21 protein-coding genes and 2 pseudogenes are annotated in these 26,648 nt (G+C 31.5%); 17 read left to right on the top strand and 6 right to left on the bottom strand.

The genetic code is table 11. The features are described from left to right. Positions 1-115 precede the first annotated feature (115 nt). The 6 genes from LQ615_RS07030 to LQ615_RS07005 all read left to right on the top strand — a co-directional run bounded on the left by LQ615_RS07030 (position 116) and on the right by LQ615_RS07005 (position 6,025). The gene (locus tag LQ615_RS07030; RefSeq protein WP_239706295.1) at positions 116-898 is read left to right on the top strand and encodes a hypothetical protein; all 783 of its coding nucleotides are present in this window, start codon (positions 116-118) and stop codon (positions 896-898) included. Further along, positions 865-1,545, top strand: a complete 681-nt coding sequence (locus LQ615_RS07025) for a Na+/H+ antiporter NhaC family protein (protein WP_239703797.1) — start codon at positions 865-867, stop codon at positions 1,543-1,545. The genes LQ615_RS07030 and LQ615_RS07025 overlap by 34 nt, the downstream gene beginning before the upstream one ends. Before the next feature lie 175 nt (positions 1,546-1,720). Continuing rightward, the gene (locus tag LQ615_RS07020) at positions 1,721-3,028 is read left to right on the top strand and encodes an LLM class flavin-dependent oxidoreductase (RefSeq protein WP_016999808.1); all 1,308 of its coding nucleotides are present in this window, start codon (positions 1,721-1,723) and stop codon (positions 3,026-3,028) included. 136 nt (positions 3,029-3,164) lie between these two features. Then, on the top strand, positions 3,165-3,860 hold the full coding sequence (locus tag LQ615_RS07015; protein WP_064210948.1) for a hypothetical protein: 696 nt from the start codon (positions 3,165-3,167) through the stop codon (positions 3,858-3,860). Between the two features lie 194 nt (positions 3,861-4,054). Beyond that, the gene (locus tag LQ615_RS07010; RefSeq protein ID WP_064210947.1) at positions 4,055-4,993 is read left to right on the top strand and encodes a TDT family transporter; all 939 of its coding nucleotides are present in this window, start codon (positions 4,055-4,057) and stop codon (positions 4,991-4,993) included. 99 nt (positions 4,994-5,092) lie between these two features. Next, a complete protein-coding gene (locus tag LQ615_RS07005; RefSeq protein WP_070044766.1) occupies positions 5,093-6,025 on the top strand; it encodes a ketopantoate reductase family protein in 933 nt (310 codons plus the stop codon). An 89-nt stretch (positions 6,026-6,114) separates the two neighbouring features. Here LQ615_RS07005 and LQ615_RS07000 read toward each other — a convergent pair whose 3' ends face one another. Further along, on the bottom strand, positions 6,115-6,870 hold the full coding sequence (locus LQ615_RS07000; protein ID WP_239703798.1) for a sulfite exporter TauE/SafE family protein: 756 nt from the start codon (positions 6,868-6,870) through the stop codon (positions 6,115-6,117). Then, positions 6,870-7,130, bottom strand: a complete 261-nt coding sequence (cstR, locus tag LQ615_RS06995) for a persulfide-sensing transcriptional repressor CstR (RefSeq protein ID WP_239703799.1) — start codon at positions 7,128-7,130, stop codon at positions 6,870-6,872. Before cstR ends, LQ615_RS07000 begins: the two co-directional genes overlap by 1 nt. Before the next feature lie 136 nt (positions 7,131-7,266). Between cstR and LQ615_RS06990 the strand changes: the two genes are divergently transcribed. From LQ615_RS06990 to sqr, 3 genes and pseudogenes are all read left to right on the top strand, one after another. Continuing rightward, complete coding sequence (locus LQ615_RS06990) at positions 7,267-8,337, top strand: DsrE/DsrF/DrsH-like family protein (RefSeq protein ID WP_064210944.1); 1,071 nt, start codon at positions 7,267-7,269, stop codon at positions 8,335-8,337. Positions 8,338-8,369: 32 nt separating this feature from the next. After that, the gene (gene cstB, locus LQ615_RS06985) at positions 8,370-9,704 is read left to right on the top strand and encodes a persulfide dioxygenase-sulfurtransferase CstB (RefSeq protein WP_070044764.1); all 1,335 of its coding nucleotides are present in this window, start codon (positions 8,370-8,372) and stop codon (positions 9,702-9,704) included. Between the two features lie 17 nt (positions 9,705-9,721). After that, a pseudogene (gene sqr / locus LQ615_RS06980) lies at positions 9,722-10,916 on the top strand (type II sulfide:quinone oxidoreductase Sqr). A 62-nt stretch (positions 10,917-10,978) separates the two neighbouring features. Here the strand turns inward: sqr and LQ615_RS06975 are convergent. Both LQ615_RS06975 and LQ615_RS06970 read right to left on the bottom strand, forming a co-directional pair. Next, a complete protein-coding gene (locus tag LQ615_RS06975; RefSeq protein ID WP_239703800.1) occupies positions 10,979-11,890 on the bottom strand; it encodes a M23 family metallopeptidase in 912 nt (303 codons plus the stop codon). A gap of 266 nt (positions 11,891-12,156) precedes the next feature. Then, the gene (locus LQ615_RS06970; RefSeq protein ID WP_064205170.1) at positions 12,157-12,891 is read right to left on the bottom strand and encodes an NAD-dependent protein deacylase; all 735 of its coding nucleotides are present in this window, start codon (positions 12,889-12,891) and stop codon (positions 12,157-12,159) included. Positions 12,892-13,182: 291 nt separating this feature from the next. On the opposite strand from LQ615_RS06970, the gene LQ615_RS06965 reads away from it, so the two are divergent. The 8 genes and pseudogenes from LQ615_RS06965 (at position 13,183) to LQ615_RS06930 (ending at position 21,394) form a co-directional block, all read left to right on the top strand. Continuing rightward, a complete protein-coding gene (locus tag LQ615_RS06965; protein ID WP_182093627.1) occupies positions 13,183-13,890 on the top strand; it encodes an energy-coupling factor transporter transmembrane component T in 708 nt (235 codons plus the stop codon). Positions 13,891-14,002: 112 nt separating this feature from the next. After that, complete coding sequence (locus LQ615_RS06960) at positions 14,003-14,263, top strand: MptD family putative ECF transporter S component (RefSeq protein ID WP_016999825.1); 261 nt, start codon at positions 14,003-14,005, stop codon at positions 14,261-14,263. A gap of 238 nt (positions 14,264-14,501) precedes the next feature. After that, positions 14,502-15,317, top strand: coding sequence for a formate/nitrite transporter family protein (locus LQ615_RS06955; protein WP_239703801.1), 816 nt, complete (start codon positions 14,502-14,504; stop codon positions 15,315-15,317). A 473-nt stretch (positions 15,318-15,790) separates the two neighbouring features. Continuing rightward, the gene (locus LQ615_RS06950) at positions 15,791-17,008 is read left to right on the top strand and encodes a Mur ligase family protein (protein ID WP_017000443.1); all 1,218 of its coding nucleotides are present in this window, start codon (positions 15,791-15,793) and stop codon (positions 17,006-17,008) included. 345 nt (positions 17,009-17,353) lie between these two features. Beyond that, the gene (locus tag LQ615_RS06945) at positions 17,354-17,857 is read left to right on the top strand and encodes a DUF805 domain-containing protein (protein WP_017000441.1); all 504 of its coding nucleotides are present in this window, start codon (positions 17,354-17,356) and stop codon (positions 17,855-17,857) included. Positions 17,858-18,013: 156 nt separating this feature from the next. Continuing rightward, positions 18,014-18,580 carry a DUF488 domain-containing protein gene (locus LQ615_RS06940; protein WP_239703802.1) on the top strand — a complete coding sequence of 189 codons (567 nt, stop codon included), beginning with the start codon at positions 18,014-18,016 and terminating at the stop codon, positions 18,578-18,580. Between the two features lie 123 nt (positions 18,581-18,703). Continuing rightward, entirely contained in the window at positions 18,704-20,122 is a 1,419-nt protein-coding gene (locus tag LQ615_RS06935; protein ID WP_017000439.1) for a sodium:solute symporter family protein, read from the top strand. 131 nt (positions 20,123-20,253) lie between these two features. Then, a pseudogene (locus LQ615_RS06930) lies at positions 20,254-21,394 on the top strand (IS3 family transposase). A gap of 237 nt (positions 21,395-21,631) precedes the next feature. On the opposite strand, the gene LQ615_RS06925 reads toward LQ615_RS06930, so the two are convergent. Next, a complete protein-coding gene (locus tag LQ615_RS06925) occupies positions 21,632-24,727 on the bottom strand; it encodes a YhgE/Pip family protein (RefSeq protein ID WP_239713543.1) in 3,096 nt (1,031 codons plus the stop codon). 274 nt (positions 24,728-25,001) lie between these two features. Next, positions 25,002-26,468, bottom strand: coding sequence for an aldehyde dehydrogenase family protein (locus LQ615_RS06920; RefSeq protein ID WP_239703804.1), 1,467 nt, complete (start codon positions 26,466-26,468; stop codon positions 25,002-25,004). Positions 26,469-26,648: the final 180 nt, after the last annotated feature.

Raw genomic sequence — 26,648 nt, 5'->3', positions numbered from 1 at the left:
TTTGTTATATGTTACAAGAAATTTTTATAAGTTGTCTACTTTGCATAATTGTAAACTTACCTTTACGTGGTAATATTAAGGTGTTTTATTTAGTAAAGCAAAGGGGTCATACAATTTGGTAAAGATAAATAACAAAGTAGACAGGAAACAGAGTTCTAACAAGAAGTTTAGTATGCCACATATCTATGTGATTTTATTTATTTTTGGTGTTATTGCAACGATTTCTACATACTTAATACCTTCAGGTGAATTTAAACGTATTAAAGGTCCTGAAGGTAGAGAGATGGTTGATGCAGATTCTTTCCATTACATAGCATCTTCACCTGTGGGTTTGGTTGATTTTATATCGATTATCCCTCGTGGCCTAATTGAGGCAGGAGAAATAGTCTTCTTCACTTTAATTATTGGCGGTATGTTCATGGTATTGAGACGTACAGGCATTATTGAAATAGGGGTAGATAAACTTGCACGTCAATTTATAAATAAAAGTATTTTAATCATTCCAGTGTTAACAACCGTATTTGCAATTATAGCTACGTTGATAGGTACAGCAGAGCTATCACTTGTCTATATCCCGGTCATTATACCGTTAGTTATTGCGTTAGGTTATGATTCTATCACAGCAACCTCCATTGCCTTATGTGGTACGGTAGTTGGCTTTACAGTTGGGGTCTTGAATCCAATCAATACTGGTTTAGCTCAAAAATTATCAGGTATACCTACTTTTTCAGGTATTGGATTACGTTTAGTTATTTTTATAGTTGTACTTTTAGTGACAGTACTATTTATTATGAAATATGCTAAAAAGGTAAAAAAAGATCCATCAATCAGCTTAGTTTATGAAGATGATACTGAAAAAAGAAAATGTACAAAGAAATTACTAAACATGAGCCATTAGTTGCAACGCGCCGTCAAAAAATAGGTATTGGTGTTGTGCTTTTATTCTTTATAATTCTCGTATATGGTGTCGTTACTCAAGGATGGTTTATGGTAGAAATGTCAGGTCTATTTATCATGATGGGTATAGTGGTTGGTCTAGTGACTGGCTTAAACACACGTGAAATTTGTGAATCATTCAATGATGGGTTTAAAGATGTGTTAATGGGAGCTATTATAGTTGGACTAGCACGTTCAATTGCTGTAGTACTTGAAGACGGTAAAATTATGGATAGTATTGTGCATGGTTTAGGTTCCGTAATAGATGGTGCAACGCCAACAGTTGCAGTAGTTGGTATGTATATCGTGCAAGTACTGATTAATTTCATCATTTCATCAGGCAGTGGTCAAGCATTGGTGACAATGCCAATTATGGCGCCTGTAGCAGATATGTTAGGTATTACAAGACAAACTGCAGTCTTAGCCTTCCAACTTGGTGATGGGTTTACACATGTCTTTTACCCAACAAGTGGTTACTTTATGGCAGCATTAGCAATCGCAGGCGTTTCTTATACAAAATGGATCCGGTTCTTCTTCCCATTATTTATCCTATGGGGTGTAATTTCAATTATTTCATTAGTATTCGCTCAATTAATCGGATGGTCTTAAAAGAAAAAATTAATTGAATACAAATATGCTAATAAAATCCGCCAACACAAGTGTTGGTGGATTTTTTTGTTTTTCAATAATTAAATTTTAAAAATGTAAATTGACTCTATAAAAATACAATGGTAACATAAATCATATTAAATCAATCGGAATAGTAAATTATGGAGGGTCAAAGATGAAAAGAATGAAATTAGGATATTTTTTAACTGGTTTTGGTCATCATGTTGCAAGTAGTAGACATCCAGAGTCAGTAGAGCGTGGTGGTATGAATTTAAAGAAAACGATTGAACAAGCAAAGTCTTTAGAACAAGCAAAGTTTGATTTTCTATTTGTTTCGGATAGTCTATATGTCGATAAGAAAACACACCCAGATATGTTTACAATGTTCGAACCTATTTCTTTAATGTCTATAATAGCTATGGAAACAAAGCATCTTGGCCTTATTATTACAGGGTCCACTACATATTCAGAACCATTTAACTTATCTAGAATTTTTTCTTCATTAGATCATTACAGCGATGGTAGAGCTGGATGGAATATTGTGACCTCTGGTATTAATGATACTGCTAAAAATTTTAGTGGCGTAAATAATGTTGATCATGATTTAAGGTATGATCAAGCGAATGAATTTGTAGAAATATCGAAAAAGTTATGGAACTCTTGGCGAGATGTAGATTCTCAAAGCGTTCATAAGGCAGGTAAATTTTTAAAGAATCAACAACCTGAACCAATTAATTATGAAGGTGATTTTTATAGCGTTAAAGGACCTTTAAATATTGATCAATCACCACAAGGTTATCCCTTACTAGTTCAAGCTGGTTCTTCTAAAAAGGGTACTGATTTTGCGTCAAAGCATGCAGAAGTTATATTTACTGCACAAAATGATATCGATGCATCTATTAATTTTGCTCAAAAATTAAGAAGACAAGTTGAAGAAAAGCGTGGCCCAGAGCAAGAAGTTGTTATTATGCCAGGTATATTCCCGTTTATCGGAGAAACTCGCAAAGAAGCACAAGCTAACTATAAAGAATTACAAGATTTAATCGACCCAGAAATGGGATTAGAATTATTATCTTCTTATTTAGGTGATACAGATTTAAGTGGTTATGACTTAAATACGCCATTTGAAGATGTTGAAGTCGATAAAGGAAACAATATACAAAGTCGTGTCGACCTTATTAAAGAAACAGCTAAGAGAAATAATTCAACATTAGAAGATGTAATGAAACATGTAGCCGGTGCGAGAGGTCACCATATTATAGTGGGAACACCCGAAGATGTAGCCGATAGAATGGAAGAATGGTTTAAACGTGGCGCAGCAGATGGCTTCAATATAATGCCTCCATTAAACCCTACACAATTTGAATTATTCGTTAATAAAGTCGTGCCGATATTAAAAGAAAGAGGCTTAGTTCAAACAGACTATAACGAAGGCACATTACGAGAAAAATTAGGGTTGAGTAATGTTAAAACACATAGTTAATAACTGTTGTTTATATTGTTAAGATTATCCTATAAACTATTTCCTCTAGCTTTGTGAAATTTTGTCAGAATATTGTTAAAATAATAGAAAAAGATAATTATTCTGAGCTAGTATATAGAGAAAGTGAGGAGGAATTATGGCAAGTTATCTATTTTTTCATCCTGAAAGAAAATGTTGTAAACATGGATGTATTAATATTTATTATGATGATTTCAATGGTAATCAAGACCCTTATATTTGGAATGAAAATTTTTTACATAGTTTTTGTAAAATAACTGATTACTCTTATAACAAAAGAACAGACCAAGACGTGATTTTTTGGATATCAATAATTGAAGATGAAAAAGTAAATCGTTACAGATATATATGTGATTTGGTTTTTAAAGTCAAAAAATGTTGTTTTTGGTATAAGAGTATAGAGGAACAGAGTAACGCTATTGCCAATAATCAATTTTTAAGAATAACCGATGATATTGTTGAAGGTAAGAAGAACGCATTTAGAGATCATTATTCATGGGTTGAGAAAGGTGACCATGTTTGGAAAGCAAATTATAAACGTAGAAGAATAACTTTAAAAGCTGATGAGAACTTTAGTTTTCAACCGCAAGATGCTTGTGGAAATTTAACAGATATAACTGAATTATTAAAGGAAGTTGTAAATTTTGATGTCACGCGACTTCCTGATAAAAAAGGTACTTCTTATAAAGCTTTTGAATTAACAGATGAGCAGTCTCAAAAGTTATATTGTGAAATTAATAGAAAAGCTAAAATTAAATTAAAAGGTAAGAAGTTAGAATGTATTAGAGAAAAACTTAATTGCAAGAATTCCTAAAATTATACTCATTATTATTCATATAAGAACGCCTTATAAAATATAATCGAATTTGTATAGAAATGTACAGATAAGCATAATGCGCCTTTTACTGTGATGTAAAAGGTGCGTTTGTTTGTCTATGTTAGCAAACAGTTATATAAAGATATGGTAAAATATAATTTTATGAATTTATCTATGAGAGGGTATTGAACATGTTAAAAACAGGGTTGAAAAGGACCCCAATCGCAATATGTGGATTGGCTTTAGGTGTTATGGCGTTAAGTAATTTATTTTATAATTTAAACTTAACGTTATTTGGCTTGTCTTTCTTTATTATTTCCTGTGCAATACTTTTAATTGTCATTTTAAAATGGATTGTTTATCCAACTATGTTTTTAAAAGAACTTAAAAATATAAATACATTTGCTATTCTTCCAGCGCTACCTATGACGTTAATGATATTGGTGTCTATTGTTAAAACTCAATTTTTAGTGGGCGCATATATTTTAAATGTTATTTGGTATGTATCTATTTTATTACATATGAGTTTTATCATAATATTTATTGGATTTTACGCATTTAGAAATTATAAGTCTTGGCCAAATACGAGTTGGTTTGTGATGTTTGTTGGAATAGGCGTAATTGGTGAAACATCGTCTGCGTTCAATACTAGTATAGGTAACATAGCGATCATTCTTGGATCAATATTTTTAATATTAATACTTGGATATGTATTATTTACTAAAGCATGGCAAACATATAATCAGGAACAGTTTCCAATGGTAATTATTATGAGTGCACCGGCAGCTCTTTGCTTAAATAGTTATATTTTAAATCATTCAAGTTACTCAATTGCTTATGTATTGGCGTTTTTAGTACTTTCGCAATTGTTATTTTTATTTACTTTAATATTTTTACCTAAAATCATGAAAGAAGGATTTAAAGTCTCCTTTTCAGCGCTGACGTTCCCATGGGTGACAACTGCAGCATCACTATATAATGTGAATCAAAATCTCAATTTAAACGATACAATTACGAATTTAGTCAATGTCATATCAATTATTGAAATTATATGGGCAACTCTCATTGTAGTCTATGTTCTTTATAAATATATTCTCTTTTTAATTTTAAAAAATGTGGTTTATGGGTAAATATATTATATGAGAAAAATAGTTTATTGATATAACATTTAAGGATAGTACTTTTATTCTGGATGTTTATCATTAAAATGGCAATGAGGAGTGTACAATATGTATAAAATAGCTATAGCTGGTGCAGGTGCAATGGGTGGTCGAATCGGTATTTCCTTGAAACAGGCTGGTTATGATGTGGAACTAATTGATGACTGGGAAGAACATGTTCAACGTATTAACAAACACGGTGTTGAGGTTAAAACTGAAACGGATGTTTATACAGTCAATGTTCCAGCAGTATTGTCTAAGGATGTATCAGATTCATTTGATCTGATTATCATCTTAACAAAGGCGATGAACTCTGAAAAAATGATGCAACGCTTAAAAGAGGCAGGTTCAATCCATAAAGATACTGCAATATTATGCATGATGAACGGTTTAGGTCATGGAGAGAGATTATCAAAATTCGTTCCAATGTCACAGGTTTATCTTGCTGTCGTAATGTGGACAGCTGGATTAAGAGGTCCCGGTCAGTTGTTGCTAGAAGGTGGGGGTTATATAGACTTTCATCGTTCAGACGGTATTGTCGATGAACAATCTAATGCGATACTTCAGTTACTAAATGATGCAAATTTAAATGCACGAGTAAGTGATGATATCTTCAAATCGATATGGTCCAAAGCAACATTGAATAGTGTGTTAAACCCACTGTGCACGATATTAGATAAAACTATTTATGAATTTGGCAGCTATGAACATTCACGTGAAATGATTATACCAATGATTGAAGAAATAGTGTCTGTAGCTAGAGCAAGAAATGTTGAATTAGACGGTAAATTACTATTAAATAAAATTGAAGCGGCTTACCCTAAAGAAACACAAGGGCTTCATTATCCATCAATGCATCAAGATTATAACAAAGGTCGATTAACAGAAATAGACTATCTTAATGGACAAATTTCAGCATATGGAGAAGAATTAGGCATATCGACTCCAATAAATACGTTGCTTACACATCAAATACACCAATTAGAAATGAAGATTATGTAGCGAATAAAATTATATTAATATAAATAAAAACTCTTTCAAGGTAGATAACTTTGAAAGAGTTTTTTCTATAGTATTATGTTTAAATTTAACTAAAATATAAGTTGTAAAATTGCAATCGTGATTAAGATACTTACAATACTTTTTTGTATAACACTAGATATTTTATTGCCAACCTTTAATCCTATAGGAGCAAAGAGTATACTTCCGATTATTAAAAATATTGCATCTTCAAAAGGGATATAACCTTGTATAAACTTAATTACGAAGGCCCCAATTGAGGATATAAAAGCGATTACTATGCTATTAGATACTACTGTATTCATTGGTAATTTGAATAAAACCAACAATATAGGAATAATAATGAAGGCACCTCCAGCTCCAACAATTCCAGAAATGACTCCAACAATGAACCCTATAATAATGAGTAAAGGAATATTAAAATTGGTAACTTGAGAAGCAGGTTTAACTTTAATAAACATTAATATTAGTGCAAATATAGCAAAGACTATATATATAATATTTATAAAAGTAGGGCTAAATAAATTAGCTATAATCGCTCCTAAAGTACTACCTATAATCATTCCTCCTCCCATGTTCATTACAAGCTTGGGAGAGAATTCAGCTTTCTTTCTGGCTTTTAATGATCCGCTCAGTGTGCTGAAAAATACTTGGCTAGAAGTTAAGCCTGATGCAATGAATGCGCCATAAGCAGGTGCTCCCAATAATGGTGGTAGTAAAAGAATGGCAGGGTAAATAATAATCGCTCCGCCTATACCAACCAAACCAGAGATAAACCCTCCAAACACTCCAATTAATAACATAATAATCATGTTTATTATATCCATTATTTACTTTTTACCAATAAATTAACTGCTTCATTAATCAATTCTTGAGAACTTTCATTATTATCTTCAGCTTCTTTTACACATTTTATTAAATTTTCACTAATTATAATTCCCATCAAACGTTGAATTGAACTTTTAGAAGCGCTGAGCTGCATGATTACGTCTTTACAATCTTTCTCTTCTTCCATCAGTTTAATAACGCCGTTTAATTGACCTTGTATTCTATTTATACGATTTATCATTTTTTTATCATAATTCATGTTCGTTTCCTCCGACTTTAATTGAATAAGCTTATATTAATAAATTTAATATAGATTGTCAAATACCCCTATCCGTATTTGACAGAAAAGACTACCCTTGTTAATATACCCTTGAGGGTATTTTGAGGAGGAGAATATGAAACAGTATAAAGAACAACATATCAACGAACTAAGAAACGTAGAATTAGAAAAGTTAGCAAAGCAAGGTCAATTAATCGATGTAAGAACGCAAGAAGAATATGAAATTGGGCACATCAATGGTTCGACCTTGCACCCAGTTGAGCGTATTGAAACTTTTAATAAAGATAAAGATAGAACTTACTATATTTACTGTAGAAGTGGTAATAGAAGTGCCAAAGCTAGTGAATATTTAGCAAAACAAGGTTACGATATTGTTAATTTAGATGGTGGTTATATTGCTTACGAAAAACAACATATCAATGATGAAAGTACAGCAGAAGAAAATAAAAATATAAAAATTAAACCAAACCGTAAACAATTTAACTTTAGCGGTCTTCAGTGCCCAGGGCCTCTTGTTAATATTAGTAAAGAGATAAAAAATATAGAAAATGGCGATCAAATAGAAGTCACAGTCACAGATTCTGGTTTTCTTAGTGATATTAAAAGCTGGGTGAAACAAACTGGACACACACTTGTAAAACTTGATGAGAGTAACCAAGGAATCAACGCAATCATTCAAAAAGAACAACCGAAAGGATTAGATGTAAGCCATACTACTAAAGGTACTACAATCGTTTTATTTAGTGGTGAATTGGATAAAGCAGTAGCAGCAATGATTATCGCTAACGGTGCTAAAGCTGCAGGTAGAGACGTGAGCATCTTCTTCACTTTCTGGGGTCTTAATGCATTGAAAAAAACACATGGAGTTAATGTTAATAAAAAAGGCATCGCAAAAATGTTTGATTTGATGTTGCCAAAAACACCAGTACGTATGCCATTATCAAAAATGAATATGTTTGGATTAGGTAATATCATGATGCGTTATGTAATGAAAAAGAAAAATGTTGATTCTTTACCATCGCTTATTAATCAAGCGATAGAGCAAGATATTAAATTAATCGCATGTACGATGAGTATGGATGTCATGGGTATTACAAAAGAAGAATTAAGAGATGAAGTTGAATATGGTGGTGTAGGTACTTATATCGGTGACACTGAACAAGCAAGTCATAATTTATTTATTTAATAAAGCAAATATATTAAAGAGAGGAGCTTTCTATGTTTTTCAAACAATTTTATGATAATCACTTATCACAAGCATCTTATTTAATTGGATGTCAGCGTACAGGAGAAGCAATGATTATTGATCCGATACGTGATTTAACAAACTATATGGAAGTTGCAGAGAATGAGGGGTTCACAATTACTCAAGCTGCTGAAACGCATATTCATGCTGATTTTGCTTCAGGTATTAGAGATGTAGCAGAGAAGTTAGACGCAAAAATATATGTATCTGGTGAAAGTAATGATGAATTAAGTTATAAAAATATGCCAAAACAAACGTATTTTGTGAAAAATTATGATGTTATTTATACAGGTAACATTAAATTAGAAGTATTGCACACGCCAGGACATACCCCGGAGAGTATTAGTTTCTTACTCACTGACGAAGGTGGAGTTGCCAGTGTTCCAATGGGACTATTTAGCGGTGATTTTATCTTCGTTGGCGATATAGGTAGACCTGATTTATTAGAAAAATCTGTTCAAATGAAAGGTTCTACAGAAATCGGAGCGAAACAAATGTATCAATCTATAAAAAATGCTAAAGACTTACCAGATTATATTCAAATTTGGCCAGGCCATGGAGCAGGTAGCCCTTGCGGTAAAACTTTAGGGGCAGTGCCTATGTCTACGTTAGGTTATGAAAAAATAAACAACTGGGCTTTCAATGTAACGGATGAAGCAACATTTATTGAAACATTAACATCAAACCAACCAGTACCACCTCATCATTTTGCTAAAATGAAAAAAATTAATCAATTTGGCATGAACTCGTATCAACCATATAATGTTTATCCTAGTTTGGATAATGAAAGACTTGCATTTGATATACGTAGTAAAGAAGCATTCCACGGCGGTCATACAAAAGGAACCATCAATATTCCTTATAATAAAAACTTTATTAACCAAATCGGTTGGTATTTAGATTTTGATGAAGATATAGATTTAATCGGTGATAAATCTACAGTTGAACAAGCAAAGCATACTTTACAATTAATAGGATTCGAAAACGTCTCAGGTTATCGTTTGCCAAAATCGGAAGTTCAGACACAATCTATTTATAGTGCTGAAATGACTGGTGAAGAAGAATATGTGCTAGATGTACGTAATCATGAAGAATGGGATAATGGTCATTTAGAACAAGCAGTCAATATCCCTCATGGTAAACTTTTAAACGAAGAAATACCTTTTGATAAAAATGATAAAATATATGTCCACTGCCAATCAGGCGTTAGAAGTTCTATTGCAACGGGTATATTAGAATATAAAGGATTTACAAATGTTGTGAACGTTAGAGAAGGCTACCAAGACTTACCATCATCATTAAAATAATTTAAGGATGTGGGGAAATGAATCAACATTATCAAGTTGTAATTGTAGGCGGAGGCACAGCTGGAATCACAGTAGCTTCTAGAATTTTAAGACAAAAGCCAGAATTCAAAGGCAATATAAGCATTATTGACCCGGCTCAATATCATTATTATCAACCTTTATGGACTTTAGTAGGCGCTGGAGCCTCAAAATTTAAAAGTTCTCGTAAAAATATGAAGAATGTTATACCTAAAGGTGTTGAGTGGATAAAAAAAGCTGTTTCCGGCTTTGAACCTGAAAATAATAGTATTACTTTAGGAGATAACACTACTGTCAATTACGATTATTTAATCGTTGCACCAGGATTACAGATTAATTGGTCGTCTATTAAAGGCTTACAAGAAAATATCGGTAAAAATGGCGTTTGCTCTAACTATTCACCCGAATATGTAAATGAAACATGGAGACAGATTTCTAATTTTAAAGGTGGGAATGCTATTTTTACGCACCCTAATACACCTATTAAGTGTGGAGGGGCGCCTATGAAAATCATGTATTTAGCTGAAGACTACTTCAGAAAATATAATCTTCGCTCAAAAGCGAATGTAATATATGAAACACCTAAAGATACATTGTTTGATGTGGATAAATATAATAGAGAATTAGAAAAAAATTGTTGAAAAAAGAGATATTATTGTAGATTATAATTGTAATCTTATTGAAATTGATGGAGAGAAGAAAGTGGCTACATTTGAACATATTCATACGGGTAATAAAAAATCATTGGATTATGAAATGTTACATGTTACGCCGCCTATGGGCCCTTTAGACGTAATAAAGGAAAGTACACTCTCAGATAATGACGGTTGGGTTGAAGTTGATCCAACTACATTACTACACAAAAAATATTCAAATGTATTTGCTTTAGGTGATGCATCTAATGTTCCGACTTCTAAAACAGGTGCAGCTATTAGAAAACAAGCACCTGTTGTGGTACACAATTTAATGCAAGCTATGAATAATGATATGCTGACTAATCATTATGATGGTTATACTTCATGTCCTATTGTGACCGGTTATAATAAGTTAATATTAGCTGAATTTGATTATAATAAAAAAACGCAAGAAACAATGCCTTTTAATCAAGCTAAAGAACGAAGAAGTATGTATATATTTAAAAAAGATTTATTACCAAGGATGTATTGGTATGGAATGTTAAAAGGGTTCATGTAAAACTAAACAATAAATAAAACCACGTTTTTACTAAAAACGTGGTTTTATTTATATATTATATTTTATTGGTTGCCATTAACATATGATTCTGGGTTAACTGCGTATTCGTTACCTACGCCGCCCTTCATACGTTGGAAGTGTAAATGAGGTGCTGTTGAGTTACCAGTGCTACCTGATTCACCAATTTGTTGACCAGCTTTTACTTCGTCGCCTTTTTCAACATTTAATTTATTCATATGCATATACCATTGATAATAATCGCTATCTTTTTCTTGGATTGTAACTTGGTTTCCGCCACCATAGTTACTCCATCCACTTTGAATAACTGTTCCATCAGCAAGTGAGTATACTGGTGTATTTTCTTCCATGTCATAGTCTATGCCGTAATGTGCACCGCCACCATGATATTGGCCATACTCTTGAAGTTTAGCATTTTTAGATAACCAATTTGATGAAGCTTGATTAGTGTCTTCTGACTGAGCTGCATTTGACTGAGTATCTTCTAGTGAAGAAACAGTTTCATTTGAAGGTGCTTTATATTCTGCATTCGTATTTTCATTAATATTTGTGTCTTGATAAGTTGTATTATTGTTTGAAGTTTCATTATTATTTGACGCTTCATTATTCACGTTTGATTGTTCAACATTGTAACCATTATTTTCAATCGAGTTATGTGATTGACTAGGTGCGTAGTTTTGTCCACCTTTAGTAAAGTAGTAATAATGGTAAGCACCATTTTCATCTATTTCATAAGATTGATATTCTTTATTGTCGAACATTGATTGATTCCAATTTCCATCTAAAGTGTGATGAAAATTCCCGTTAGAATCTATTGTATAGTAAGCTCCATTTTCATAACCTGATGTAGCTTGATTAGATGCGGTATCTTGCTCTGCTGCATCTGCTTCATATTGTGATATTCCCATTGTTAGTATCCCTATAGTTGCTATAGAGCTTGTTAATAATTTCTTCATTATGTTTAAACCTTCCTTTTCTTAAAATAACTGATACAAATTTATCATGGGTATAGAGTGAAATAAACACTTGTAATTGCTTTGTTCCTTCGAGTTAATAAAGTGTAATAATTATATAATATGATTACTTTTTTTATAATATTCAAAATTAATATATAGAACTGATGAATAGTAGATTATAGAACTGATACACGAAAAAATTCCTTATCAATTATTGATAAGAAATTTTTGTATTGAAATATTAATTATAAATCATACTATATGATTTACTCTATATTTTTAAGTTTTTTAATGACTGATACCATGTCTTCATTAATAACTAAATTGGCGTCACTATCATAAGGGGTAGCCTCTTTGTTAATAATGATAAGGTTTTGTCCTTCAAAATTCGAAATAAGTCCTGCTGCTGGTTGAACGACGAGTGAAGAACCTAAGACGACTAACGTTTCTGCTTCTTTTATTTTATGAAGTGCATTAAATATAGTGCCTTGGTCTAACATTTCCCCATAAAGAACAATGTCAGGTCTAATTGGGCTGCCACAATTTTCACAATGTCGTAAATCATTATCTATAACATGAGCTTTCGAATATTGTTGGTCGCATTGCGTACAATAAAACAGGTTTAAAGTACCGTGTAGTTCGTCTGTATTTACACTACCAGCATCCGAATGAAGACCATCAATATTTTGAGTTATCACACCTAATGAACGACCATCTTCTTCAAGTTGTGCTATCCAATCATGAACGATATTAGGTTTTTTATCAGCAAATAGTAAGTACTGATGGCAAAAATTAATAAAACCCTCTGGATTATTTTTTAAATAATCATCACTTAATAAATATTCAGGTGAGTAACCTTTTTCTGAAATTTCGTCGTATAAACCGCCTATAGAACGAAAGTCAGGAATACCACTTGCTACAGATATACCTGCGCCTGTAAAAAATGTAATTTTGTTAGAAGCATCAATGGTGTCTTTTAACTGTTCAATATTACGATTCATACTTATATCACTCCATTAAAAATTTGAATTCAAACAGAAATTTTTTGAATTCATTTCTTATACTTAATTCAATTTTAAATTCTAATACTCATTTAAGCAAATAAGTGGAGATAACCATTAATTTACTAATGGCTTTGACATTACTAGTAATTATCGTGATAATATAAAACGTAATGATTACGATTTATTAAGGTGTAAATTATTTTTTTATTTTGTCTTAGATTATGGATGATTTTATGGGTGGGTTAACTACTGATTGCAATATATTTTATACGTGCGGTGATGATATAAATGAACAAAAAACGAGTTTTCTTTACAGTGGACCCTCGTACCAAACTTTTTTTAATGATTATTATATCTTTTATTGCGATTACAGGAAATATTACGGGAAACAGTATCTATGCGAGATTAGTTATCTTGCTTATTCCTAGTTTGTTAGTTGTAGCTAATAAAGAAATTGTTAAAGGTACTGTGTTTTGCTTAATTATATTTTTAGGGTGGTATGCCGAAGCTTTTCTTATAAGAGGAGAAAGTCAGTTATACGATATATTAATTTTTGTTCCAGCAGGTATTGTTACACGTTTTATGCCAACTGTTGTGATGGGGTATTATTTTTTAAACACGACGCAAGTAGAAGAATTAATCGAAGGTCTTGAGAGGCTTAAGTGTTCACGCAAAATAACAATCCCTATTGCTGTCATGTTTCGCTTTTTGCCTACTATTAAAGAAGAGTCTTCATATATTGACGATGCGATGAGAATGCGTAACATATCTTTGCACAATACACTCGATAGGCCGATCACATACATAGAGTATAGAATGGTTCCTGTCTTAAACAGTGTGATTAAAATTGCTGATGAGCTTACGATTGCTTCGGTAACCAGAGGGTTAAATATTACACGTCCGAAAACGGCAATTATACAGTTAAGGCTCAAATGGTATGACGTATCTATACTAGTTTTAGCAGTCGTTTTAACAATTTTTTATTATCTATTGTGAGGTTATACATATGATCCAATTAAAAAACATTTCATTTACTTATGAAAATGGCCATCGTTATTCCGCTTATAATCATTGGTGACTTAATTATGAATATTGGTAAATATAAACAATGGTTTTGGATAATAACCCTCCTGTTGTCGTTTCAATTTGGACAACAGGAGGATTATTACCATTTTATATTATGAGAAATAAATATTTTAGCAACATGAAACAAAACCATGGTGAAGATTATGCCAAAGCATTTGATTCAGTATTTACATATCAAGTTCTTCCAGTAATTTTCATCTTATGTATCCTTGGTGCAATAGCAGGAGGCTTTATCGCAAAACAAATATTGAAAAAGCATTTTCAACGTTCAGGCGTATTGTAAGTGTGAATATATAGAAAAGAAATTGGAACATATAATTCCTCGCTCAAAATAATTCTCCTAATCCGTAATAATTTCTAATTAATGGATTAGGAGAATTTATTTTTTTATTTGATTGCATAACCTAGTATTACGACATTTAATAAGTTATTTTATTTAAAAAATATATTGTGAAATACTTCACAATTAGTTATTATTAAATCATAATCTAGTTTGTATATTAAGAAGTGAGGTTATAAAGTTGAATGATATTAATAGCAATAATAAAGTATTTTATGGGAAACAGTTTATAGACGATGTTGTGGATACAATAAAAACAAAAGATATTTTGCAAAGTTTTTATAGAAAAAGATATATACTAAGAGCTACTATGTCGGGGTTTATTTTAGGGTTGATTACTGTATTTGTTTTAATGATAAGAGCATCATTAGATGGACAAATTGCTGGTGGTTTAATTAATTTAATTGCGTCCATTTGTTTTAGTTTTGCTTTAGTTCTTATACTGTTTACTAACTCTGAGCTTCTTACCAGTAATTTTATGTATTTTACTGTTGGTTTATACTATCGCATTACAAACCCTATTCGAGTTATGAAAATATTTACTCTTTGCTTTTTAGGAAACTTTTTAGTTGGTTTTATATTTTTTGTATTGTTTTATTTATCGGATGTAATGACTCCAGAAATGCTAACTCAACTAGATAATATTATTGCTCATAAAACATTAACTGCAGGCTTTACAGCTATATTAGTTAAAGGTATTTTTGCAAACTTCTTTATTAATATTTCATTGGTTATCGCAATGCAAATAAAAGATATTTTAGCTAAAATGTTTGTGCTTATGTTTGGTGTGTCAATCTTTGCTTTTATGGCATATGAGCATGTAGTTTATAACACTGTATTATTTACTGGAGGACTATTATATCAAAGCGAAGAGTTAAGTACGATTCCAGTGATGATAAATATAATTGCTTCATGTATAGGTAACTATATTGGTGGAGGAGTGATTATAGGACTATTTTATGCTTATTTAAATAGTAATAGTGACTATAAATTTTAATTACCATGAAGTATTATATATGAATGTTTTGAGAAAACTTGTCACAAAAAAGTCGCAATCACTTAGTGTTTATGTGATCCCTTAAAAGAATTAATGCGTATACCCTATAAAGGGTGTGAGCGATTTGAAGAAAATAATAATAATACTTATTTTAGCGATATTTACAAGTGGATGTATGAATGTTAATGACACAGATAGCGATGTACATAAAAACAAAGATAGCAACTTAAAGAGTGAGAAATCTACTAAGGTAAAACCTAAAAAGTTCGAAAGTTATGCCAGCTAAAGGTTTAAGTAACGCAATTGTAATGCAGAACAAATCAGATTTTGAAATGGATATGCCAAAAGAAATGCCAGATACAGGTGCACAAAAATAATTAGCAATTAATGATTTAAGAGGAAACTATTTCCCATGGGGATATAGTTTTCTTTTACATGGATAAAACTGAATCATTCATTAAAGGGAGAAAAATATGGAAATTACAAATGTATTATCAAAAATAAAAAGAGATATCATATTTGATGATCATAGTTACAAAGTTAATTTTAATAAAGATTGTTCAGATGTAACATCTATGTATCAAGATATTCAAGACTCATCAATTTTTATTTTGAAATCATCAAAGCATTCAAAAAAATATGCAATAGAAGCGGTTAAGAAAAACCCTGTGTTAATCATCACGAATATGCCATTAAATAGTTTGGATGATATTAAAGGGAATGTCTATGTTGTGTATATAGATAATTATGAATCAGTCGCAATTAAACTTGTCCACTTATTCTACGACAAATATATAGAACAATTAAAGTTTATAGCAGTTACGGGTACTAATGGAAAGACTACTACAAGCCATATGATATGTAAGCTATTATCAAAAATGGATGTAAAAGTAGCTACCATTGGTACGTTAGGCGTTTACGATGATGACTATAATAAAATAGAATTTTTACATTCAACTCCTACAACACCTATGCACTTTGAATTTGCTGAAATCATAAAGCATTTCGCTGAACGAGATTATGATTATATTGTATATGAAGCAACATCTATCGCTCTAGATCAAAGAAGAGTAGATTTTATTGAAAATGAAATAGCTGTATTTACAAACTTTAGTTCTGAACATCTAGAATATCATCATACAATAGAGAACTATTTAGAATCAAAACTAAAGCTAGATCAATTAAGTAAGAGAAGCATGGTGAATTATGATACTAAAGAATATTTAAAAATATGTAATGACAAATATCATTTTTCTAATAATAACGATACCTATTATAAATATGAGTTGAAAAATAATAAACTATATATATCAATTGGTAAAGAAGTTTATAAATTAGATGTCCTATTCAATGGAACACATAACTATATTAATCTAGCGACTAGCATATTTACGTTACACAAATTAAACTTTAATATTATAGATATATTAAAAGCAGTTGAAACGATGAAACCCCCAGCACATCGATTTGAAACGTTTGAAATAAACGACTATCAATTCATATTAGATTTCGCGCATACACCATTAGCAATTAAAGAATCCATTGAAGACGCCTTAAGATACGCTTCAAATATAGATAAACAACTTACAGTTATGATTACAGGAGTCGGATTAAGAGGCTACGATAAAATAGAATCCACTATGAAACTCATTCCAAAGTATATCGATCAAGTAGTATTAGCTTCTGAGTAAGTTGGATATGAAAATGAAAATTTAATTATCGATACAATGATTAAAAACTTACCCAAAACATACGATTTAAATAATCTCATTATAGGCAAATCTCGAAAAGAAGCAATAGAGAAAATAATAAATAAAGTTAATAAAAAAGAAAATATTATACTACTAACAGGCATTAATGAGCCACAACACTACCGAGGAAAACTCATTGGACATGACGATAAAACATATATAACAAAATGTATTAATCATGAGCGAGGTTGAAAGTTGATATTAAAAATAATATAACTAAAATTCATTTGCTATATAAGGTTATACTTTTGTATACTATTACTATCAAATGGTAGGAGGAAACTCATGAATAATTCACAAAATCAAGTTATAGAAAGTTACAAAGATTTTTGGGTACGTTTTTTAGACATAAACGGAAGATCTAATCGTCCAGACTTTTGGCATCCTTTTTGGATCAACTTTGTAATAACTTCTCTCTTAGGAATGGTTTCAGCTGGGTTTCTAAGCGGACTTTTCGGATTGGCAGTCATAATACCTTCATTCACTGTTATGACAAGACGTTTACATGATTCAAATCGTACAATGGTTCTTGCAATCGTTTCTCATATTAGTGGACTTATCGCTTTGGCTGCGACTGTAACGTTTGTTGTAGCTATCCTTGCAGCTGCAGGGGCTGGAAGTACTGGTATGCTTGGTGCGTCGTTGATGGCTGGTGCATTCGGTACAGTTGTAGCTGGAGTAGTGACGTTATATACATTGTATGTGTTAGTTAAGCCTGGTGATAAAACGGCTAATAATTATGGTTCTGGCGGTAGTTGTGATATTGCTCCAGAAGTTCAAACTCAATAATTAAACTTCAGTGTTTATGTATCCTATCATTTATTGATAGGATTTTATTTTGGTTGGATTAATAATTAAAATGATACAATGTATAAAATGTAACTACACTTGGAACTAAGATGTTTCACATGAAAAAGATCTGTAAATATGGAGGTAATGAAATTTATGTGTGTATATACTATAGGTCATTTTGATTATGAGTTAGATACTTTTCTAAAGATGTTGAAAAAGGCTCATATCACAATGATTGTTGATGTTCGTGCATTTCCTAATAGCAAAAAACATCCGCAGTACAATCAAGGATCATTTAAGAAATGGCTGAAAAATCATGATATAAATTATCATCATATAGATTTATTAGGTGGAAGACGAAAACCATCTCAAGAAGTAGGGGAAACTTTAAATGAAGGTTGGAAAAACCAATCATTTCATAATTATGCAGACTACACATTAACAGACGACTTCAAGACAGGTATTAAATCATTAATTAATGATATTAAAAATGATACTGTAGCAATTTTATGTGCAGAACAACATCCTTCAAGATGCCATCGTTTAATTATAAGCAATTGGTTAGTGGCACATGATACAGAAGTTAAACATATTATATTGAACGATAAAGAAGGAATAAAAATAGTGCCACATAAACTCGGACAATGGGGTGCAATGCCAATTATAGAAGATGATGGCGAGGTTGTTTATCCGGAAGAAACAGGGGGTTATTCAAAGTAAACTCAATACTGTAAAAAGATACTTTCATAATTCTGACTTAAGTGATAAGATTTCAATTGAGTTAAAAATAACAATAAGCTTAATTTATTGTGAAAAACATCATATTTACGAGGTGGTATTATAGTGTTTAATAACAATGAACAATTTGTTCTAGGTTTTATAATCATAATTTATTTTGTGTTTTTACTAATCATGTCTTTATACATAAAGCGAAATATAAAAACATACGATGACTATAATATGGCGAGTAGGACTGTATCTGTCATCCCATTGATTTTAACATTTGTTGGTACAGGTGTAGGTGGTGCTACATTGTTAGGGTATATGGAAAATGGATATACGTTAGGTATGGGCCAACAATGGATACATATTACGATGATAAGTGCCGTCATTATTCTTGCGTTATTCTTCTTAAAGCGTATTAGATTATTAGGTGAAAAATATAACATGGTAACAATAGGTGATTACACTGCGCTTCGTTATGGTGAATCTGCACGTATTCCTACTGTTATCAGTTTCTTATTTGCTTATTGTGCGATGACAGGTATGCAATTTGTCGCTATTGCTTCTATTTTAAATTTAACATTAGGATTAAATATGACAGTTGGTATCATTCTAGGTTGGGTCTTGCTGACAATCAAAACTTATCTCGGTGGTTTAAAAGCTGTCATTTGGCAAGATGTTATTCAAGGTACGATACTTACGGTTGGTATTATCGTGTTGTTCTTTGTGGTTATATATTATTCAGGTGGTTGGAGCGAAGTTCAAGCTAACGCTATTAACCAGAATCAAAATGATATGTTAGATTTTCTTAATATTACACCAAATGAAATTTTAATTTATCTTTTAACATTAGCTTTTTATCAGTTTATTAGACAAGATGTTTGGCAACGTATTTGGGCAGCTAAGAATTTAAAAACTGCGAGAAATGGTTACTGGATTTCAATGATTATTGCGGTGATATTAGGCGCAATGACAGTTTTAATCGGTGTATACAGTAAATTTGGTTTGAATCTCGATATAACTGAGACACCATTAGTTTATTATCATGTGATTCAAGAAGTCTTCCCGTTTCCTTTAGTAGTCGTTATGATTATGGTGTTACTAGCAGCTGTTATATCTAGTGCAGATTCGTTCTTCATTGCAGGTGCTTCATCTATTGCTAACGACATTATTAAACCAAATGTCAAAATCTCTAGTCAAAAGAAAATGTTGTTATATAGTAAGATATCAGTGTTAATAGTTTCTGTTATTTCTTTGATATTATCACTTATGATTCCTGGATTAGTAAACCTTATGGTAACAGGTACTGCGATGTCAGTATCAGGTTTATTAGCGCCAGTTGTTTTCGGCTTATTCTGGCAAAGACCTACAAAAATCGCCGGGAATATTTCGATGTGGAGTGGACTTGGATCAGCCGTTATTTGGCAAATACTTGGTCATCCGTTTGGGATTCATCCAATTTTAGTTGGATTACCACTTTCAATTATTATGTTATTGGTTGTTACATTTTTAAGTAAGAAAGATGAAGCAACAATTTAATTATATGATTAAAGCAAAACATTATAAAAAAGAATCTGGACGTTTTGCACTAACCCCAGAATGTGGGAGTAAAATAAAAACACTTTCGTTGAATTCATATTAAAATGAATTTATACGGAGGTGTTTTTTCTATGAAAAGAGTAGCATATTCAGTTGAAATAAAATATAAAGTAGTAGAAATGAAACTTAAAGGATATAGTACAAGAGAAATTATGGATACTTTAAACATTAAAAATAAGTCCCAAGTTGATCAGTGGTGGAAATGGTATAGAAATGGTGAAACACATAGGTTCAATCAACAAGTAGGAAAACAATATTCCTACGGAAAAGGTATCGAAGAGTTAAGTACTGTTGAAACAATTAAAATTGAGTTGAAACGCAAAGAAGTAGAAAATAAAATTTTAAAAAAGTACAAAGAATTGGAAAGGAAGTGGTCCCAGAAGTAGTTGTCGAGTTAGTAAATGAATTGAAATCTAAATATACAGTGAAACTCATTTTAGAAGTTTTAGATATTCCAAAATCTAATTATTACAGATGGAAAAACAAAGATTTCAGTATATCTGAGGATGAAAATGAAATTATAGAACTATGTAAGAAGCATCGTTTTACATATGGCTATAGAAAAATAACTGGCTTGTTAAATAGAAAAAATAATAAAACAATTAATCACAAGAAAGTACAAAGAATTATGCAAAAACATAATTTAAATTGTAAAGTACGCGTGAAGAAATCGAAAAGACCAGGGAATCCATATTATAAGACACATAATCTATTGAATAGAAATTTTAAAGCAGAGAAACCTTTAGAAGTACTTTTAACAGATATCACTTATATACCCTTCGGGAATACAATGTTGTATCTTTCATCTATCATGGATGCTTACAATGGTGAAATTGTGGCATATAAAATTGGTAAAAACCAAAATCAAGAACTAGTAAATGAGACATTAAAACAACTTCAATTGGAACCAGGGACTATATTACATAGTGATCAAGGAAGTGTGTATACCTCTTATGAATACTATGCCCTATGTACAGAAAAAACATTACCAGAAGCATGTCCCGTAAGGGAACGCCAGCTGATAATGCCCCAATAGAATGTTTTCATGGCTCTCTAAAGAGTGAAACATTCTACTTAAACAGTGAGCTTAGAAACTCTAATACCATTGTAATAGATATTGTAGAAAATTACATTGAAAACTATAATAAAGTTAGAATTCAACAAATACTCGGCTACTTATCCCCTATAGAATATAGGGAATTAGCAGCCTAGAAAATAGTGTTTTTATTGAGTTCCCTTAGTAAGGGTGCAGTGTCATATTAGAAAGTAGCTGTTTTTTTAATGGTTTTAGAAAGTGCTGACGCCCGGGGGAATAGTATGAGTGAGAGACTACAGGCTCGAACCATACCCCTAGGCAAGCATGCACTTTCAAGATTAATATTATAAATAAAATCGCCCAATCCAGTAGTTAATTTCTACGGATTGGGCGACTAATTTTGCTACATGAAGTTATTCCATTAAATAACTATCTTCAGCGCGTTTACTTGTTTTGTTTTTCCATGGATCCAGTATCGGTTTAACGATAAATCCTATTGTGAATATAACGACTCCAAATAATACTAGGAATATTATATTATAAATTAAAATTTCTGGTACTACACCACCAACCGCTTCTCTTAATGCATCTACAGCATAAGTAAATGGTAAGAATGGGTGTATTGCCTGGAAGAATTTTGGTGTAACTTGTATAGGGAATGTTCCACCGCCTCCTGCAATTTGTAATACCATTATAACGATTGCTAAAGCTTTACCAACGTTACCGAATAGAGATACTAATGTATATACTATGCTGATAAATACTATAGAAACGAGTACAGATAGTAATATAAATAATAGTCTATTATCTATAGCAGCGCCTAAGATAAACATATCTCCTAGTGACACGATGATTGATTGCATAACACCTATAATTATGAATATAAAGCTCTTTCCAACGAATGTTTGTCTTAATGAATACTTATTCTTAATTTCTGGATTTTTAATATCTGTCGTTAATAAGTTAGATAATAGTAAAGCACCTACCCAAATAGCTAAAGATGTATAGAAAGGTGTACTAGCTGTTCCGTAGTTAGGAACACTAAATAACGATTCTTCTTTTAATTCTATTGGATGTGCGATAATATCTGCTTGTTTCTTCAAATCATTTTTCAATAATTTTATAAGTTCATGAACAGTATCATCTTCATCTATTTCTCTAACTTTGTTCGCAGCTTTCTTAATATCTTTTTCAATACCTGGTAAATCATTTCGTGCAAATTCTGCTAAGTCATGAATTTCTTTTTGTGCTTCTGGCAAGTTGTCATCTACTAATTGAACAGCGCGATCGTATTTATCAATCATTGCTGGTAAATCATTATTTGAAAACTGTGCTAAATTTTCTACTTCTGATTGAACGTTTGGCAGTTCATTTTCAACGTAATAAGCACCTTTACCTACTTGTTCTTTAAATTTAGGGAAGTTTGTCTGTGCAACTTCATTAATGTTATTAAACTTTCTTTCAAGTTCTGGTAATTCATTATTAATGCTTACTAATAAATCGTGCCCATTTTGTAATGAGCTTTTTCCAGTTTGAATGACATTTTCTATCATGTTCATTGAACTTCTGATAGTAGAGATATCGTCGATACCTTTATTTAACGCTTGATCAATTTGATTGACGCCTTCCATTAAGGTAGTTTTAAAATCACTGCTCGTATATTTCATTAAATTATCTAAAGATAGTAAATTAGAATCTATTAATTTATCTAATGCCAATACTTCTTCTTTTCCAGATTTACCGTCATTTAAAGCGTTAATAAGGTTGCTTTGGCCATTAATTACACTTTGTAAATCTTTGTTAGCTGATTCAAATTGTGAAATTGCTTTTGAAGTATCAATACCTTCAGATTTCTTAAGTTCATTTAAAATATCAATCATTGAATTATTAAATTCTACACCTTGTTTTAATCGTGATTGATTATTTTTCACAGTATCTGCAAGTTGTTTGCTGTCTTGACTCATCAATATACTTTGATTGATTGACTGCATACTTTCTAAATCTTTTTTATTCATTGTTGCTTGTTCATTGCTGTAGTCTGCTAGCGCTGTTAATGATTCGCTAAGTGCTGATTTCATTTCTTTTAATTCTTGATCATTTAATACTTCTTTAGAAGATTGATTGTTGTCTGGATTGTCTTCTTTATTAGCGTTTTCTCCATCTTCATCGTAAGCTTGTTGAGTTGTTACGATATCATTTCCATTTTCATTCTCTTCAGTTGATTCTGTTTCTTCTTTTGAAGCATCTGATTTTTCTTTATTATTTTCTTGCTCCTCAGCACTTTGATCAGTATTATTATCTTCTTCGCTTTGTTCTTCTGATTGCTCTTTAGGTTGTTCTTCAGTTTTATTTTCTTCTTTTTCTTTATTATTATCTTGTTGCTCTTTATTTTGATTATCTTTAGGTTCTTCTTTATTTGAATCTGATTGTTCTTTGTTATCTTTATTATCTTTGTCTTCTTCTGATTTCAATTTTTCGTTAGCTTTTTCAGTTTTTTCCTGAGCTTTTTTAGCATCTGCTTCATACTTATCCAATTTATTATTTAATTCAGGCAAGTATTGTTCTGCTTTATTGATAGCCGTTAATGCTTTTTCAGATGCTTCAATACCTTGAGGAACACCTTTATTTATTTTAGGAAATTGCTCTTGTACTTTATTAGCTTTTGCTAATGCACTTTCAATTTCAGGCATTTTAGCATTAAGCGCAGTAATTAATTTAGCAGCTTGGTTAATCTCACCCATTTTACTGTTTACTTCATTAATCTTGTCTACACCTTCATTAATATCTCCTTTGTAATTACCTAGCGCTTCGAATTCATCTTTATAATGAGTGATGTCATCTTGATGTTCGTCAATTTCTATTACCTTTTCTTTAAATTCTTCTATTTTAGGAAGATTATCTTCAGCGGTAAATACAGCATTTTTAATTTTACTCATAGTAGGTAATTCATTTTCAATGTCTAAACCGACTTGATTCGCTTCTTTTAATAATGCTTGCGTAGCATTCTCGCCAAATTCTTTATTTAAAGAATCTACAATTGAAGATGCACCAGCGTTTGTCATTTTAGGTGCAATAGCATTTAATTTCTCGTTTACTTTGTAATCGATGACTGCTTTCTTTGGTTTTTTATTATATATACTTGTGACTTCTTCAGAAAAAGTCTTATGTAAATATATAGAGGCATAATAATCACCTTTTTCGACACCATTGTCAGCCTTTTTACGATTTACAAATTCCCATCCGAACTTATCGTTTTTCTTTAACTGTTTAACTAATTGGTCACCTACGTTAATATCTTTCCCTTCAACTTTGGCACCTTTATCCTCGTTTACGACCGCAATTTTAATACCTTCAGTATTGTTGTAAGGGTCCCATGTAGAACTTAAATTAAACCAAGCATAGAATGATGGCAAAATTGAAAGCCCTAATAATAATATAATTACAAACGGCACACGTCTTATATTTTTAATGTCTTCTATAAAAATTTCAAATGGTTTTTTCAAAAGCACAACTCCTTATCTATTAGTACACGCCATGTACTATAATAATCAATACCGTTATCATAACCCATGTTCAAAATCAATTCAATAATATTTTTACTATATCATTATATTTATTTAGTCTTATATAGCTCTAAAAGTGATAGTAATAGGTATATCAGTATATCAAAATAGAATATCTTTCTATTTTATATTTGCGATTTTCAATAGAAAAAGCCCCTTTCAAAGAATGAAGTTCTAATGTCTACTTTGAAAGAGGCTATTTGAAATTGTATTTTATTAATTACTCGCTAAACCAATTTATTTTATTTAATTGCTTACTAATATTGATTTGTTTTACTTCTTGGAAAGATTCTAAACCGTAAGTACCTAACCCTCGGCCTATACCAGAATGTTTATAGCCACCCCAAGGATTTTCATTGAAAGCAGTATGGTAATCATTAACCCACGTGATACCTGCTTTTACTTTACGAATAACACGAAGGGCACGCTCTTGATCGACTGTGAACACAGCGCCTGCTAATCCGTATTTTGTATTATTGGCAAGTTGTATTGCTTCAGCTTCAGTTTTAAATTTTTGGAATACAGCGACCGGTCCGAAAATTTCTTCTTGGACTATACGCATTTCTGGTGTAGTATCACCAAATGCTGTAGGAGCGATGAAGTATCCATTTTGATGTTCATCTTCTGTTAATGGATAACCTCCACATAATAGTTTGGCACCTTCATTTTGTCCGATATTAATATAATTTAATATCTTTTCATATTGATCTTTATTAGTAATTGCACCCATTTCTGAATTTTCATCCATACCTGGTCCTACCTTAATTTTGCTTGCGCGCTCAGTAAACTTTTCTACGAATACATCATAAATATTTTCATGTAATAAAATACGTGAACCTGATGTACATACTTGTCCAGCACCCATATAAATACCGTATAGCGCTATATCTACCGCTGCATCAATATTTGTATCTTCAAATATGATATTAGGTGATTTACCACCAAGTTCTAAAGATACATTTTTAAGTGTAGTTGTAGCGTTTCTCATAATATGTTGGCCAGTCTTTGTGCTTCCAGTAAATGAAATCATATCCACATCATCATTAGATGTCATTTCATCTCCTATAATTACGCCATCGCCCATAATCAAGTTTGCAACACCGTCCGGTAGACTAACCGATTCAAATATTTCAAATAAACGATGTAATGTCATTGGTGTGCTTTCTGCTGGCTTTACGACAATCGTATTACCTGCTGCGAGTGCAGGTGCGATTTTCCAAACAGCCATTAAAAGAGGGAAGTTCCAAGGCACAATTAAACTCACTACTCCAACAGGTTCGTGAACAATGAAGCTTTCTGTTTCGTCATTATCAATTGTTTGTTCCTGTGTTTCATTCTGAATTAATTCACTATAATATCTAAAGCAACTTGCTGAATCTTGGACATCATAACGGGATTCTGCTAAAGTTTTTCCATTATTTAAAGTTTCTATTTTAGCAAGTTCATCTTCATGCGCTTCAATTTGATCGGCAATTTTTTCTAAATAATTTGCGCGTATCTCCACATCTAACTCCGACCAATTTGAAGAATCAAACGCTTGCCTTGCAGCTTTAATCCCATCTTTAGCATCTTGACGTTTCCCTTCTGCAACTTGCGCAAGTACTTCACTTGTCGCTGGATTTATAATTTCTCTAGTTTTTAAACCATCTCGCCAATTTCCATCTATATACATTTGTAATCGTCCCATATTTGCAACCTCCCAAAATGTTGTTCACTATAATACTAGATAAAATTAGTTTTTTTAGCAAATTGCACAAAATCACATATAAGTTCAAAATACTGATATATATGTGAAATGAGTTGATATAATACATTTTAAAAATATTATTTGTATAATGCTACAAAAATAAAAGTATGGAAAGTTGAA

The organism is Mammaliicoccus sp. C-M13 (assembly GCF_022386845.1).
Lineage (GTDB): Bacteria > Bacillota > Bacilli > Staphylococcales > Staphylococcaceae > Mammaliicoccus > Mammaliicoccus lentus.
Note: the sequence above shows the minus strand (reverse complement) of the source record. Positions and strands in the feature narration are given on the sequence as shown.